The 15,001-nt window shown below is 73.3% G+C and carries 12 protein-coding genes; 11 read left to right on the forward strand and 1 reads right to left on the reverse strand.

Translation table 11 applies throughout. The features are described from left to right. Positions 1-231: 231 nt before the first annotated feature. Positions 232-477, reverse strand: a complete 246-nt coding sequence (locus ACZ7EC_RS12080; protein ID WP_471061322.1) for a DUF5133 domain-containing protein — start codon at positions 475-477, stop codon at positions 232-234. Between the two features lie 220 nt (positions 478-697). Here ACZ7EC_RS12080 and ACZ7EC_RS12085 point away from each other — a divergent pair, with 220 nt between their 5' ends. From ACZ7EC_RS12085 to ACZ7EC_RS12135, 11 genes are all read left to right on the forward strand, one after another. Beyond that, a complete protein-coding gene (locus tag ACZ7EC_RS12085) occupies positions 698-2,305 on the forward strand; it encodes an adenosine deaminase family protein (RefSeq protein WP_471061325.1) in 1,608 nt (535 codons plus the stop codon). Positions 2,306-2,638: 333 nt separating this feature from the next. Then, the gene (locus ACZ7EC_RS12090; RefSeq protein ID WP_471061328.1) at positions 2,639-3,166 is read left to right on the forward strand and encodes a hypothetical protein; all 528 of its coding nucleotides are present in this window, start codon (positions 2,639-2,641) and stop codon (positions 3,164-3,166) included. A gap of 299 nt (positions 3,167-3,465) precedes the next feature. After that, complete coding sequence (locus tag ACZ7EC_RS12095; RefSeq protein ID WP_471061331.1) at positions 3,466-5,625, forward strand: hypothetical protein; 2,160 nt, start codon at positions 3,466-3,468, stop codon at positions 5,623-5,625. A gap of 117 nt (positions 5,626-5,742) precedes the next feature. Next, complete coding sequence (gene pelF, locus ACZ7EC_RS12100) at positions 5,743-7,260, forward strand: GT4 family glycosyltransferase PelF (RefSeq protein ID WP_471061334.1); 1,518 nt, start codon at positions 5,743-5,745, stop codon at positions 7,258-7,260. Beyond that, positions 7,257-8,639, forward strand: coding sequence for a hypothetical protein (locus ACZ7EC_RS12105; protein ID WP_471061337.1), 1,383 nt, complete (start codon positions 7,257-7,259; stop codon positions 8,637-8,639). The genes pelF and ACZ7EC_RS12105 overlap by 4 nt, the downstream gene beginning before the upstream one ends. 44 nt (positions 8,640-8,683) lie before the next feature. Next, on the forward strand, positions 8,684-9,685 hold the full coding sequence (locus ACZ7EC_RS12110; protein WP_471061340.1) for a GDP-mannose 4,6-dehydratase: 1,002 nt from the start codon (positions 8,684-8,686) through the stop codon (positions 9,683-9,685). A gap of 40 nt (positions 9,686-9,725) precedes the next feature. Continuing rightward, on the forward strand, positions 9,726-10,439 hold the full coding sequence (locus ACZ7EC_RS12115; RefSeq protein WP_471061343.1) for a nucleotidyltransferase family protein: 714 nt from the start codon (positions 9,726-9,728) through the stop codon (positions 10,437-10,439). Between the two features lie 7 nt (positions 10,440-10,446). Next, the gene (locus ACZ7EC_RS12120) at positions 10,447-11,328 is read left to right on the forward strand and encodes an NAD-dependent epimerase/dehydratase family protein (protein WP_471061345.1); all 882 of its coding nucleotides are present in this window, start codon (positions 10,447-10,449) and stop codon (positions 11,326-11,328) included. Further along, positions 11,325-11,996 carry a spherulation-specific family 4 protein gene (locus ACZ7EC_RS12125; RefSeq protein ID WP_471061349.1) on the forward strand — a complete coding sequence of 224 codons (672 nt, stop codon included), beginning with the start codon at positions 11,325-11,327 and terminating at the stop codon, positions 11,994-11,996. The genes ACZ7EC_RS12120 and ACZ7EC_RS12125 overlap by 4 nt, the downstream gene beginning before the upstream one ends. A gap of 39 nt (positions 11,997-12,035) precedes the next feature. After that, positions 12,036-12,692: a maltokinase N-terminal cap-like domain-containing protein gene (locus ACZ7EC_RS12130; RefSeq protein ID WP_471061353.1), complete on the forward strand. Its 657-nt coding sequence runs from the start codon at positions 12,036-12,038 to the stop codon at positions 12,690-12,692. Positions 12,693-13,001: 309 nt separating this feature from the next. Beyond that, on the forward strand, positions 13,002-14,864 hold the full coding sequence (locus ACZ7EC_RS12135; RefSeq protein ID WP_471061357.1) for a M1 family metallopeptidase: 1,863 nt from the start codon (positions 13,002-13,004) through the stop codon (positions 14,862-14,864). The last annotated feature ends 137 nt before the right edge of the window (positions 14,865-15,001 follow it).

The following is a 15,001-nucleotide window of genomic DNA, read 5'->3' on the forward strand; positions in this document are numbered from 1 at the left end:
ACGGCGGCGCCTTCGAGCGGCCCCCGCGCGATCGACCGGTTCTGTATACCGCCCGGTAGGACCCGCCGACCAGAAGCGGGAGCGTGCGAGTTGGGGAAGACGGCGGGGGGAGCCGCCTCATGGGGGCGCGGCGCCGGTGGCGGGCGGCCGCACGCACGTCTCACGGCCAGGGCTCACGCCCCGGCCCGGGCTTCGGGCCCCGCAGCCGGGTTCCGTGCCCGGATCCCGGCCTCAGGCGACGGCCGGGGCGGGGCCCTGGCGCAGGGAGTCGTCCTCGGGCTGGGCCCCGGACAGGCGGTGGCGTGCCGCGATCAGCGCCATGTCGACATCCCGCGTCCCGGTGGCCACGCACAGCGTGTACGAGACGTCCGCGAGCCGCTGCCGCGTCCCCGGAGTGCTCTCTTCCGCGCCGAGCGGCGCGAGGGCCTCGTACTGGGCGACGAGGTCCTTCAGTACGGCGGGGTGTGCCATCAGCATGGGGTCGGCCTCCAGGTATGTCGCCGGTGTACGACGTTCGCAAGCGCGACTACCCGCGCTGCCGCCCGGCATGCCCCCCGGCGCTCTCCGGCCCCTCGCGTGCCGCCCGCACCGTCCGTTACCGGACAGGGAGCCGGACGTGTCACCCGCACGGGTGCTCTCCGGCCGGTATGCGCCGGTCACGCCCCCGCCGCCGTACGCCTTCCTTGATCATGCCCTTGTGAGTCTGCACACCCGAAGTGCCGTACCGCGCCGCGTCGTTCCGGCCGTGCTCGGCACCCTCAGCGTCCTGTCCCTGCTGTCCGCCCTGCCCGCCGCCGCGCAGCCCGCGCGCCCGGCGGTCCGGCCCGCCGCGCCACCGTCCCGGCCGGTCACGGCTGCCGAGGCGCGCACCGACGCCTACCTCCGCTCGGTCAAGGACCGGCCCGCGGCACTGCGGGCGTTCTTCCGGCAGCTCCCCAAGGGCGGAGACCTGCACAACCACCTCTCCGGAGCGGTGAACACGGACTACCTCGTCGAACTGGCCGCCGAGGACGGCCTGTGCATCGACGCGACCATGACCGCCGTCGCCCCGCCCTGCGGACCCGGCACCCGTCCCGCCGCCGACGCCCGCACCGACCGCGCCTTCCACGACGCGATCGTGCGCGCCTGGTCCATGCAGGACTTCCCGCCCGGCGAGAACGGACACGACCACTTCTTCGACACCTTCGGCAAGTTCGGCGAGGTCACCTGGCGGCACCGGGGCAAGCTGCTCGCGCAGGTCGCCGACACCGTCGTCGCCGAAAACCAGTCGTACCTGGAGACGATGGTCACCCCCGCCTCCGACGGCGCCAAGCGACTCGCCGACCAGGTGGGCTGGGATGCCGATCTCGCCGCCCTGCACCGCAAGCTGGCCGCGGACGGCAAACTGGACAAGCTCGTCGCGGACGCCCGCAAGGAGACCGACGACGGCGACGCCGAGTTCCGCGCCGCCGAGCACTGCGGCACCTCGCGGGCCCGGCCCGCCTGCGGGCTCACCGTCCGCTGGATCTCCCAGGCGTCCCGCGGCAGTTCACCGGTGCGGGTCTTCACCCAGCTGGACCTCGGCATGCGGCTGGCCGAGGCGGACCCGCGGTTCGTCGCGGTCAACCTGGTGCAGCCCGAGGACTGGGACAGCTCGCTGGCGAACTACAGCCTCCAGATGCGCATGGTCGGCTATCTGCGCACGGTGTACCCGAAGGCCCATGTCACCCTGCACGCGGGCGAGTTGTGGCCCGGACTGGTCAAGCCCGAGGCGCTGAAGTTCCATATCGCCGAGGCCGTCGACGTCGCGCACACCGAGCGCGTCGGACACGGTGTCGACCTGGTGCACGAGGACGGCTGGCAGCGCACCGCCCGCACCATGGCGGCCCGGCAGATCGCCGTCGAGGTGCCCTTCTCCAGCAACGCGCAGATCCTCGGCGTCAAGGGCGCCGAGCACCCCTTCACCACGTACCGCCGCTACGGCGTCCCGGTCGTCCTCGCCACCGACGACCCCGGCGTCTCGCGCATCGACATCGGCCACGAGTACCAGTACGCCGCCGCCACCTACGGCCTCGGCTACCCGGAGCTGAAGGACCTGGCCCGCGCCTCCCTCCAGTACGCCTTCCTGCCCGGCGCCAGCCTGTGGCAGGGCAACCCCACCGCGGGGGGCTACCACCCGGTCGCGGCCTGCCGCGCCGAGACCCCCGGCCGGCCCGTGCGCGGCGCGGCCTGCCGGCGGCTCCTCGCGGGCAGCGCCAGGGCGCGCCTGGAATGGCGCCAGGAGGCCGCGTTCGTGGCGTTCGAGCGGGCACACGCCCGCGGCTGACGCGGATCGGCCGCGCCGGTCCTCGCACAGGGGACCGGCGCGGCCGGAATTCACCCATTGGCCGGGAAGTGCGCCCGTACATGACCGGATGACCTGGTTCCGTGCGCGAGCGCGGGGCGGGTCTTCGCCATTGCCCCGGCTTTGCGCCGATGTTTCCGGTCACCCCATGCGCCCCCGTCGTCACCGCCCGTACCGTGCAGGGATGCCCGCCGCGGAAGATCGTCACATCGTCATCACATTCCCTTCACCAGGTGACCACTTTCGGCCGATCGCACTCCGGGACCCCGTGACGGGGCAGACGCCGCGCGCGCCCCGCGCCTAGCCTCCCGGCCCATGCGATCACCTCTGCTGAGACGCCTCGGTCTCACCGCCGTCCTCGCCGTCGTCCTCCCCGTCTTCGGCTTCAGCTCCATGGCCAGCGCCGCCCCGGACCCGGCCGCCCTGACCTTCGGCACCGACAGCGCCACCACCACCCCCGGTGGTTCGGTCAAGCTCTCGATGACGCTGACCAACAACAAGACGTACGACGTCCTGTTCGTCTACCAGACGATCAATCCGACCTGGCTGACCACCCAGCGTCCGGACCTCAAGTACAGCTTCGGCGGCTGCACCCTGGCCGCCGCCGACGGCACGAGCACCCCCTGCTCCGGCACCGGTCCGACCAACCTCGGCACCAACTACGGCGCCACCATCCCGCCCGGCCAGAGCCGTACCGTCACCCTGACCCTCCAGGTCGCCGCCGACTCCGGCTGCAACGGCAACATCGGCTTCTACTCGTACTTCTACGCCGAGTTCAGCGACGGCACCAACTTCAGTGGCGGCCCCGTCTACACGCCCGAGACGCGCGTGCTCTGTTCCTGACGGCCCGCCGCGCCCGCCGCGGCAGCCGGCACGCCGCCCGGCGGACCCCGCGGTCCGCCGGGCGACATCGGGCACGACGGGAAAAAGCTCAATCGGGTTGCGTCACAAGGCAGTTGGACACCCGTCATTTTCCGTCAGGTTTCGTGACCCGACCACAAAAGCTACACACATCCATCACTATGTGACGCGACGGATGCACGCCGACCGGCTTCTGAGGGGGACGCCGGCGGCGTGTGAGGGGGTGCGTCCGCTCCAGGCGAGCCGTGCTCACCCCTGTCCGGGGAGGGGAACTGCACCGCATGAAGCGGACCATCGGCACCACCGCGCTCACGGTGGGCGCACTCGTCACCGCACTCGGCCTCCAGGCCGGACCGGCCCAGGCCGACAGCGGTACACCACGTATCGACCTCAGAGTCCTGGTGGTGAGCGACGGCGGCCCGGCCACCGACGCCATCGCCGCCGAACTCACCTCGGAGGGAACGCCGTTCACCGAGGTCGACCTCACCAGCACCGGCCGGCCCACCATCGACGCCGGCTTCCTCGCCGACACCGTGAACGGGCGGCCCCGCGCCAAGTACCAGGCCGTCGTCCTGCCCAACGACAACCCGTTCGCCTCCGGCAGCGCGGAGATGAGCGCGCTCGCCGCCTACGAGCAGACGTACGGCATCCCGCAGGTGGACGCCTACACCTACGCCCGCCCCCAGGCCGGGCTTCAGGTCCCGACCTCCGGCGGCTACTCCGGCAGCGTCGACGGCGTCCAGGCCCAGGTCACCGACGCGGGCCGGGCAGGCCCCTTCGACTACCTCAAGGGCGCCGTGCCCTTCGAGGACAACTCGCCGACCGTGGGCGAGAGTTACGCCTACCTGTCGACGCCCGCGCCCGGCGCCGACTTCACCCCGTACGTCCAGGCGACCATCCCCGGCACCACCACCCAGGGCTCCCTCGTCGGCGAGTACCGGCACGACGGGCGGCGCGAGCTGGTCATCACCTTCGTCTACAACCAGTACCAGCAGCAGTTCCGGCTGCTGGCGCGCGGCATCGTGGACTGGATGACCGGCGGGGTGCACCTCGGCGCCTCCCGCAACTACTTCGCCGTCCACGTGGACGACGTGTTCGCGGCCGACGACCGCTGGGACACCCAGCTCAACTGCACCCCCGGCGACGTCGACTGCACCAACAGCTCCGGCACGCCCAACCCGATCCGGATGACCCCGGCGGACGTCGACTACGCCGCCGCCTGGGAGCAGAGCCACGGCTTCACCCTCGACCTCGCCTTCAACGGCTCCGGGAGCGTCGACCAGCGCGAGGACAACAACGGCGTCGACCAGCTCGCCGACAAACTCATCGCCGACCGCAACCAGTTCCGCTGGATCAACCACACCTACACGCACGCCTTCCTCGGCTGCGAGCAGGACACCACCGTGGTCCCGTGGAAATGCGAGACCAACCCCGGCGGCGGCACCCGGTGGGTCAGCCGGCTGACCATCGACGACGAGATCGCCAACAACCGGGTCTGGGGCGAGGCCAACGGACTCCCCCTCGACAACAGCGAATTGGTGACCGGTGAACACTCCGGCCTGCTGATCCTGCCGCAGCAGCCCCAGGACAACCCCAACCTGGCACCGGCGCTCACCGACAGCGGCGTCAAGTGGCTGGGCGCGGACGCCTCCCGCGACCCCGGCCAGCGCCAGGTCGGCCCCGCCAACACCGTCGCCCGCTACCCGATGAACGTCTTCTACAACGCGGGCCACGCCTCCGAAGAGGTCGACGAGTACAACTGGCTCTACACCAGCCGCGCCCAGGGCGGCAGCGGCCTGTGCGAGGACAACCCCGCGACCACCACCTGCATGCCCGCCCCGCTGGACACCGGCACCGGCTACCAGGACTACATCGTGCCGCTGGAGACCCGCATCGACCTCGGCCATGTGCTCTCCAACGACCCCAAGCCGCACTTCATCCACCAGTCCAACCTCGCCGAGGACCGCATCGCCTACCCGGTACTCGACGGCGTCCTCGACGGCTACCACAGCCTGTTCGCCGCCAACACCCCGCTGGTGAACCTGCGGATGAAGGACATCGGCACCGAACTCCAGCGCCGCACCGCCTGGGCCGGTGCCCTCAACGCCGGTCAGGTCACCGCCTACCGCATCGGCAACACGGTCACCGTCCAGGCGCCCGGCGGCACGTACACCGAAGCCACCCTGCCCACCGGCAGCACCCTGGGCACCGGTGCCTTCGGCAGCGCGTACGCCGGCGAGCTGTCCGGCTGGACCGCCGCCACCGGCACCCCTCTCACCTTCACCCTGCCCGCCACCGCGGCCACCGCCACACCGGGCACCCACGGCCACAGCCACCCCGCGGCCACCGCACCGGCCCCGCGCACCAAGCTCCCCAAGGGCGTCGACCGGCAGATCCCGTACACCCCGCGGCACCAGGTGGGCCACTCCCCGAAGCACTGAACGCGCACCGACCCAAGGGCCCGTCCGACACCCTCGGACGGGCCCCGGATCCCGGCCGCCACAACGCGGCCGGGATGCGCACGACCACCCCACCACTGAGGCCGTGGAGCCCGATCGATGCACGTTCACCACGGTGCGCGCCGCCCCGGCGCGGCGCACGTCACCCTGCTCACCGAAGGCACCTACCCGCACAGCCACGGCGGCGTCAGCGTCTGGTGCGACCAACTCGTCCAGGGCATGCCCGATCTGGACTTCGACGTCGTCGCCGTCACCGGCACCGGACGCGAACCCGTCGTCTGGGACCTGCCCGCCCAGGTCCGGCAGGTGCTCTCCGTCCCCATGTGGGGTGAGCCGCCCGCGGGCCGTCCGCCCCGCGGGCGCGCCCTCGCCCGGCTCACCGCCGCCTACGAACGCTTCCTCACCGCGCTCCTCGACCCCCGCGCCGAGGACCAGTTCCCGCCCGCCCTGTACCTGCTGGCGCGAGCCGCCGCCGACGGGGCGCTGAGCGCGTTCCTGCGCGGCGACCGGGCCATCGCCCTGCTCGCCGCCGTGTGGAACCGGCCGGGGCTCGCCGTGCGCGAGGCCCGCCCCACCCTGCACGACGCGGTCACCGCCACCGCCCTGCTGGAACACGCCCTGCGCCCGCTCGCCGCGCCCGCGCCCCGGCACGGCGTGGCCCACGCGGTCAGCGGGGGAGTGGCCGTACTGCCCGGACTCGCCGCCCTCGACCGGCACGGGGTGCCGCTGCTGCTCACCGAGCACGGCGTCTACCTGCGCGAGCGCTACCTCGGCTACCGCACCGCCCCCTACCGCTGGCCGGTGAAGGCTCTCGTCCTCGGCTTCTTCCGGCTGCTCGCCGAGGAGAGCTACCGCAAAGCCGCCCTGATCACCCCAGGCAACCGCTACAACCGGCTCTGGGAGGAGCAGGGCGGCGCCGACCCGGAGGCCATCCGCACCGTCTACAACGGCGTGGACCCGGCCGCCTTCCCGCCCGCCGGACCCGAACCCGGCACCCCCACCCTGAGCTGGGCCGGCCGGGTCGATCCGATCAAGGACCTGGAGACCCTCATACGCGCGTTCTCCCTCGTCAGGGCCCGGATACCCGAGGCCCGGCTGAGGCTGTTCGGCGGCACGCCCCGCGGCGGCGAGGCGTACCGGGAGCGCTGCGCCGCGCTGGCGGCCGAGCTGGGCCATGCCGACGCCGTCGCCTTCGAGGGCCGCGTCGAGGACATCAAGGACGCCTACGCGGCCGGGAACGTCGTGATGCTCTCCAGCATCAGCGAGGGCTTTCCGTTCACCCTCATCGAGGCCATGTCCTGTGGCCGGGCCACCGTCTCCACCGATGTGGGCGGGGTGCGCGAGGCGGTGGGCGACACCGGTCTCGTCGTACCGCCGCGCGACCCCGAGCGGATGGCCGCGGCCGCCCTGGAACTGCTCGGCGACGGCGACCGGCGCCGGGCGATGGGGGAAGCCGCGCGGATACGGGTGATCGAGCAGTTCACCCTGCGGCAGACCATCGACACCTTCCGCTCCATATACCTCGAACTCGCCTACCAGGCAGATGAGTTCACCACCCCGTCCGCACCGGTGCGCGAGCCCGGACACCGGACCGCCGCGGGGAGTCTGGCCGGATGAGCGGACCCATGGCCCTGGAACCCGGCGGCGCCGAACAGGACACCCTCGCCCTGCGGCTCGCCCGCCCCGACGACCGCACCCTGTCCCTGCGGCTGGCCGGCCACGGCACCGACGAGGCGGCCGTCAGCCTGCTGGCCGCCGAACTCGCCGACCGCGTCGGCCCGGCCGTTCACCCCTACGAGGTCGCCGCCCTGCTGGAGGCCGAGGGACTCACCGCCGAGACGATCAAGGACCGGTACGGGCACCCGAACCTGTTCTCGCTGGCCACCGCCCTCTACGAGCAGGTGCCCCGCACCTTCCCCGAGCCCGCACCGGCCGCCGACCCCTGGCGCCCCGACCATGTCCGCTGCCTGCTGCGCGGGCTGCTGTTCGCCCTGCCGGGCCTCGCCTACCCGCTCACCGCACCCCTGTGGCACCCCGGCCGGCACGCCGCCGCGCTGATCCTCGCGGGCCTCGTCTCCTGGGCCTGGGGCCAAGGGCTCGGCCACCGCGCCCACCTGCGCAAGGCCACCGGACCGCGCGAGGCCGCCCGCACCCTGGCGGCCGGCGCGCCCGCGGGCGCCGTACTCGCCACCGCCCTCGCCGCGCCGCTCACCGGCGGCGGCCCGGTCCTGCTCGCCGTCGCCGCCCAGTCGCTCTACCTCGCCGCCGCGGGGGTCCTGCTGGTCCTGGCACGGGAGAGGACCCTGCTCGCCGCACTGAGCCCGCTGCTCGCGGGCGCCGCCTGCCTGCTGCGGTGGCACCCCGGCAGTGCGCTGCGCCTCGGCCTGCCCCTGCTCGCACTGCTCGCCACCCTCACCGTCACCGCACACGCCCTGCGCCGCCTGCTCAGGGAGCCCGCCGCCGACGGCGGCCGGCGGCCCCCGCTGCGCTGGTCGCTGCCCTACGGCCTGTTCGGGCTGGCCGCCGGGCTGCTGGTGCTGCTCGAAGGGCGCCGGGAGCCCTACGCGGTGATCGTGCTGACCCTCAGCATGGGCCCCGCCGAATGGCTGCTCTACCGTTACCGCGGCCTGTCGGTCGCCGCCCTGCGCGCCACCGCCACCCCCGCCGGCTTCCTGCTGCGCTCCACCGGCGTCCTCGCCCTGTGCCTGCTCGGCTACCTGCTGCCGCTGCTGCCCGCCGCATACCTCACCGGCGCCCCGCCGGCCCCCCTGCTGCTGCTCGCGGCCACCCTGTGGACCGCGCTGCTCCTCCAGGCGTTCGGAACCGCCTGGCCGCCCGCCGCGATCTGCCTGGCCGCCGCCGGCACCGCCGGCGCGGTCACCGCACTGCACCTCCCACCCGGCCCTGCCGCCCTGCCGCTCGCCTGCGCCGCCGCCGTGCCGTGTCTTCTGGCGTGCGCGCTGCGGCTGCTCGGCCGCCCGGCCCGGCACGCCTGAACCAGAACCTCCTTCTTCCTCGACTCACTGGAAGGACCAACCAGTTGACCTCCCAACCGCTCGCCGCCGTCACCGGAGCCGAGGGCTTCATCGGCTCCCACCTCACCGAGGCCCTGGTCGCCTCAGGGCACCGGGTGCGCGCCATGGCCCAGTACAACTCCTTCTCCTCCTACGGCTGGCTGGAGGCCCTCGCCCCGGACGTCCTGGACCAGGTGGAGATCGTCCTCGGCGACGTCCGCGACCCCGGCTCCGTGCGCGGCCTGCTCGAAGGAGCCGACGTGGCCTACCACTTGGCGGCCCTGATCGCGATCCCGTACTCCTACCAGGCGCCCCACAGCTATGTGGAGACCAACGTCACCGGCACCCTCAACGTGCTCGAAGCGGTCCGCGCCCTCGGCACGCCCCGCCTGGTGCACACCTCCACCAGCGAGACCTACGGCACCGCGCGGACCGTCCCGATCACCGAGGACCACCCCATCAACACCCAGTCCCCGTACGCCGCTTCGAAGGCCGGCGGGGACCGGCTCGCCGACAGCTACCACGCCAGCTTCGGCACCCCGGTGGCCACCCTGCGGCCGTTCAACACCTTCGGACCGCGCCAGTCGATGCGGGCCGTCATCCCCACCGTCATCGGGCAGGTCGCCGCGGGAGAGCGCACCATCACCCTCGGCGATCTGCGGCCCACCCGCGACTTCCTGTTCGTCAAGGACACCGCGCGGGCCTTCCTCGCCGTCGGCGGCGCCCCCGCCGGGCAGGTCGTCGGGCGCACCTTCAACGCCGGTACCGGCGCCGAGATCTCGGTCGGCGACCTGGTCGCGCTGATCGGCAAGGTCATGGACACCCCGCTCGACGTCCGCGCCGACCCCGCGCGCGTCCGGCCCGCGAACTCCGAGGTGATGCGGCTCGTCGCCGACGCGACCCGGCTCACCGCCGCCACCGGCTGGAGCCCCGCGCACACCCTGGAACAGGGCCTCGCGCACACCGTGGAGTTCTTCCGCGACCCGGCCAACCTGGCCCGCTACAAGACCGGCATCTACAACATCTGATCCGTCCGGCACGTCACGACGTCTTCGAAGGAGGCACCCCATGCACGCAGTGATCCTGGCGGGAGGCAAGGGCGTCCGGCTGCGGCCCTACACCACCGCGCTGCCCAAACCGCTCGTGCCCATCGGCGACCAGCACGCCATCCTGGAGATCGTGCTGCGCCAGCTGTCCGCGGCCGGCTTCACCCGCTGCACCCTCGCCATAGGCCACCTCGGCGAGATCATCCGCGCCTACGTCGGCGACGGCTCGCAGTGGGGCATGCGCGTCGACTACGCCACCGAGGAGAGCCCGCTCGGCACCATGGGCCCCCTGCTCAACCTGAAGGACCGGCTGCCCGAGGACTTCCTCGTGATGAACGGCGATGTCCTCACCGACCTCGACTACGCGGACGTACTGTGCCGCCACCGCGCCGTCGGCGCCCCGCTCACCATCGCCACCTACGCCCGCAAGGTGCACATCGACTTCGGCGTGCTCACCACCGACCACAGCAAGGTCGTCGCCTTCACCGAGAAGCCCAGCATGGACTACCGGGTCTCGATGGGCGTCTACGGCCTCTCCCGCGCCACCCTCGACGGCTACACCCCCGGCCTGCCGCTCGGCTTCGACGAACTCGTCCTCGACCTGCTCAGAGCCCAGAACCCGCCGCACGCCTATGAGTTCGGCGGCTACTGGCTGGACATCGGCCGCCCCGACGACTACGACCGGGCCAACGCCGAGTTCACCAGCCGCAAGTCCCTGCTGCTCAAGGGAGCCTGAGTCCCGCATGCGCATTCTCGTCCTGGGCGGTACCGGATATCTGGGCCGCCGGGTGACCGAGCGGGTACGCGCCCTCCCCGGCGCGCACCTGCTCACCGGGGGCCGCACCGGCGCCGGGTACGCCGTCGACCTCGCCGCCGACCCGCCCGAGCGGCTGGCCAAGACCCTGGCGGCGGCCGCGCCCGACGCCGTGGTCAACTGCGCGGGTGCCACCGGCGGCGACCCGGTGACGCTCGCCGAGGTCAACGCGCGGGGGCCGGCCGCGCTCTGCGCCGCGCTGCGCGAGGCGGCCCCCGCCGCCCGTCTGGTCCACCTCGGCTCCGCCGCCGAGTACGGCCCCGGCACCCCGTGCGCGGCGGTCACCGAGTCGGCGCCCGCCTGTCCCGTCACCCCCTACGGCGCCACCAAACTCGCCGGCACCCTCGCGGTGACCTCTGCGGGGGTGGACGCGGTGGTGCTGCGGATCGGCAACCCGGTGGGGCCGGGGGCGCCCGCGGCGAGCCTGCCCGGCCGGATGGCCGCGCTGCTGCGCACGGCCGGCCCCGATCCCCGTGCCGTGCTGCGGCTCGGGGACCTGTCGGCCTACCGTGACTTCGTGGACACCCGCGATGTCGCCGAAGCCGTCGCCCTCGCCGTGACCGCGCCCGGACCCCTGCCGCCCGTGCTCAACATCGGCGGCGGCGGGGCCGTACCGGTGCGCGACCTGGTGCACCGGCTGGCCGAACTGGCCGGGTTCCAAGGGGGGTTGGCGGAGGACGGGGACGGCTCTGCGCGCTCCGGCCGGGTGTCCTGGCAGTGCTCGGACATCGCCGCCGCCGCACGCGCCCTGGGCTGGCGCCCGGCGCACGGCCTGGACGACGCGCTCGCCGCGCTGTGGGCGGCGCCGTGAGCCTGCTGGTCCCGCTGTACGTGCACCCGGCGCAGGATCCGGGCGCCTGGCACCGGCTGATCACGGCGGCCGCCCGCACCCGTGCGGTCGTCCTCAACCCCGCGAGCGGGCCCGGCGCCGCGCCCGACCCCGCCTACACGGCGGCGGCTCGGGCGCTGCGCGCGGCGGGCGCCCGGCTGCTCGGCTACGTCGACACCGACTACGGGATGCGGGACCGGGCCGCGATCGCCGAGGACGTGCGCCGGCACCGGCTGTGGTACGGGACCCACGGCTGCTTCCTCGACCGGGTCACCGCGACGCCCGAGGGCCTGCCCGGCTGCCGCCGCCTGGTCCGGGGGCTGCGGCGGCTCGGCGCCGGGACCGTGGTGCTCAATCCCGGCGTCCATCCGGCGCCGGGGTACGCCCGGCTCGCCGATCTCACCGTCACGTTCGAGGGACACTGGTCGACGTACGTCTCCGCGTTCACCCGGCCGGCCTGGGCGGCGCGGCACCCGGCCGACCGGATCTGCCACCTGGTGTACGGCGTCCCCGCCGCCCTGGTGCCGCTCGCGGTGCGCACCGCGCGGGAGCGGGGAGCCGGGGTCTGCGGGCCGGTGACCGGCGAAGGGCCCAATCCCTGGGCGTCGTTGAGCCCCGCGCTGGACTTCACGGACGGTGTGCGAGGCTGAGGGCGTTCCGCACGCTCACCACCGGGAGACCGCACCGCCATGGCCGTCATCCACCACACGACTCTCATCCCGTCCAAGGTCGAACTGCTCGCCGGGTGGCTGCCCTCCCGCCCCTGGTACCGCGGCGGTCCCGGCACCCCGGTCCTGGAGAAGACCGGCGGCTTCCGGCTGGACGACCCCGAGGGCGAGGTGGGCATCGAGATCATGATCGTCACCGACACCAGCAGCCCCGAACGGACCGCGTACCTCATGCCGTTGAGCTATCGGGGCGCGCCGCTGGAGGGCGCCGAGCACGCCCTCGTCGGCACGATGGAGCACGGCGTCCTGGGCAGGCGCTGGGCGTACGACGGCCTGTGCGACCCGGTGCTGGTGACCGAACTGCTGCGGCTCATGGAGGGCGGCACGCAGGCGATGGCGCAGAGCATCACCGACTTCCCGGACCACGAGGTGACCCACGCCTACACGGGCGCCCCGCTCACCCCGGCCGCCTTCACCCCGGCCCCGGTCGACGACGCGGACGGCACCCGTCTGCCCACTCCGCACGGCACGGTCCTGCACCTGCACCGCGTCCTCACCCCGAGCGACACCAACCCGCCGGTCCCGGCGGCGCCCTCCCTCGGCCACGTGGCCACCGGCTGGCCCGCCCCCTCGGGCGACCGTCTGCGCGCGGTGCTGCTGACGGTGCGCGCGGCCTGACCCGGCCTCACCACTCGGACACCGCCTGCCGTGCGGCGGGCCACGGACCGCGCCTCCCGAGGCGGGCGGTGCCCGCGGTGGCCGGGGCCTGGCCCGCCGGATGGGCGGAGCCGACCGCGCCGTCTGGCATGCACGGGTCAAATCTGGCACTCTTTCGGCAGTCGCCGCCCGGCCCCAGCGGGAGGCGGCCGGTTCCACCGGTTCTTCAGCACAGCGCTCGCGCAAGCCCCGTACGCGGCCGCCCCGGCGCAACCCCGCCGGCCGGCCGTCGAGCAGGCCGGGACCCCGGCCGCCGCAAAGGAGTAGCGTGTGAGACCCACCCCCCACAAGGCCGCAGGCGCTGCCGCGCTCACCGCCGCCGCGCTGGCCGCCTTCTTCCTCCCCGCCGTACCCGCCGCCGCGCACACCGCGCCCCCGGCCGCCCCCGCCGACTGCACCGCCGCCCAGGTGGTCACCGACGGCGGCTTCGAGAACGGCAGCCCGGCGTGGACCCCGTCCGCGTCCACCCTCATCACCAGCCGTACCGGGCAGAGCCCGCACGGCGGAAGCTCGTACGCCTGGCTGGACGGCACCGGCAAGAGCCGTACCGACAGCCTCGGCCAGAGCGTCACCATCCCCGGCGGCTGCGGCACCGCCACCCTCAGCTTCTACCTGCACATCGACACCGCCGAGACGACCACGAGCACCGCCTACGACAAGCTGACCGCCAAGATCGGCGGCACCACGCTGGGCACCTGGTCCAATCTCGACAAGAACACCGGCTACGTGCGGAAGTCGTTCGACGTGTCGTCCTTCGCCGGGCAGACGGTGAACCTGTCCTTCAGCGGCACCGAGGACTCCAGCCTCCAGACCAGCTTCGTGCTGGACGACGTCGCCCTCGACACCTCCGGCGGCAGCGCGCCCCCGGCCACCGACACCACCCGCACCCCCGCCGCGCCCGGCTACACGGTGAGCCTCAGCAGCGACAGCACCGGCACCTCCTGGACCGGGCACGAGAGCGTGACCTTCACCAACGCCTCCGCCACCGCGCTCGGCGAGGTCTATCTGCGGCTGTGGGACAACTACCACGGCAGCTGCTCCGCGATGCCGATCACGGTCGGCAACGTCACCGGCGGCACCGCGGGCGACCTGTCCGTGGCCTGCACCGCGCTGAAGATCACCCTGCCCGCCCCGCTCGCCCAGGGACAGAGCGCCACCATCGGCTTCGACCTCGGCATCACCGTGCCCAGCGGCGCCGACCGCTTCGGCCACGACGGCGCGTACAGCTTCATCGGCAACGCCCTGCCCGTCCTCGCGATCCGCGACGGCGCGGGCTGGCACCTGGACCCCTACACGGACAACGGCGAGGCCTTCTACTCGCTCGCCGCCGACTTCAAGGTCACCCTCGACCACCCGAGCACCCTGCTGGTCCCGGCCGCCGGCACCTCCACCGACACCCCCGGCACGAGCGGTCGTACCGTCACCACGGCCACCGCCGCCAAGGTCCGCGACTTCGCCTGGGCCGCCGGGCCCTTCAGCAAGATATCCGGCACCTCACCGGCCGGGGTCGCCGTGAACGTCTACTCGGTGTCCGGCATCAGCTCCGCCAGTGCCCAGTCGATGCTCAGCACCGCCAAGTCCGCCGTCGACACCCACGCCGGCCGCTTCGGCGCCTACCCGTACGGCGAACTCGACGCGGTCCTCGACAACAACTACTGGTTCGGCGGAATGGAGTACCCCGGATTCGTCCTCGACCTGGTCAGCAGCACCGCGCTCACCCATGAGATCGCCCACCAGTGGTGGTACGGCATCGTCGGCGACGACGAGTACAACAACCCCTGGCTGGACGAGGCGTTCGCGGACTACTCGACCGACCTCGCGCAGGGCATCACCGGAGCCAACTGCTGGAACAGCGTCTCCTGGGCCTCCAGCGCGGAGAAGATCACCAACTCGATGGCGTACTGGGACGCGCACTCCTCCCGCTACTCCACCGTGGTCTACGGCTACGGCAAGTGCGCCCTGCACGACCTCCGGCGCGTCCTCGGCGACACCGCCATGGCCAAGCTGCTGAAGGACTACGCGAGCGCGCACTGGTACGGCGTGTCCACCACGGCCGAGTTCAAGGCCGCGGCCCAGGCCGCCACCAGTACGGACCTGACCTCCTTCTGGACCCAGCACCGCATCGACGGCTGACGGACCCCGGCCGGTCGCGATCGCCCCGCACGGGGTGCCCGCGACCGGCCGGGCGGCCACCCGGATGGCCCAAACCCGCGCGCATCCGCCTTCGTTGGGCGGCGCCCGGAGTGCGGTGCGGCCCGATGCCGGGTCAG

The sequence above is a fragment of the Streptomyces sp. NPDC037203 genome (assembly GCF_055605065.1).

What these genes read in the sequence shown, in the direction of transcription:
- ACZ7EC_RS12115 (WP_471061343.1), top strand. Translation starts at nt 9,726, where the DNA reads ATGCACGCAGTGATCCTGGCGGGAGGCAAGGGCGTCCGGCTGCGGCCC.
- ACZ7EC_RS12090 (WP_471061328.1), top strand. Translation starts at nt 2,639, where the DNA reads ATGCGATCACCTCTGCTGAGACGCCTCGGTCTCACCGCCGTCCTCGCC.
- ACZ7EC_RS12080 (WP_471061322.1), bottom strand. Translation starts at nt 477, where the DNA reads ATGCTGATGGCACACCCCGCCGTACTGAAGGACCTCGTCGCCCAGTAC.
- ACZ7EC_RS12095 (WP_471061331.1), top strand. Translation starts at nt 3,466, where the DNA reads ATGAAGCGGACCATCGGCACCACCGCGCTCACGGTGGGCGCACTCGTC.
- pelF (WP_471061334.1), top strand. Translation starts at nt 5,743, where the DNA reads ATGCACGTTCACCACGGTGCGCGCCGCCCCGGCGCGGCGCACGTCACC.
- ACZ7EC_RS12105 (WP_471061337.1), top strand. Translation starts at nt 7,257, where the DNA reads ATGAGCGGACCCATGGCCCTGGAACCCGGCGGCGCCGAACAGGACACC.
- ACZ7EC_RS12130 (WP_471061353.1), top strand. Translation starts at nt 12,036, where the DNA reads ATGGCCGTCATCCACCACACGACTCTCATCCCGTCCAAGGTCGAACTG.
- ACZ7EC_RS12120 (WP_471061345.1), top strand. Translation starts at nt 10,447, where the DNA reads ATGCGCATTCTCGTCCTGGGCGGTACCGGATATCTGGGCCGCCGGGTG.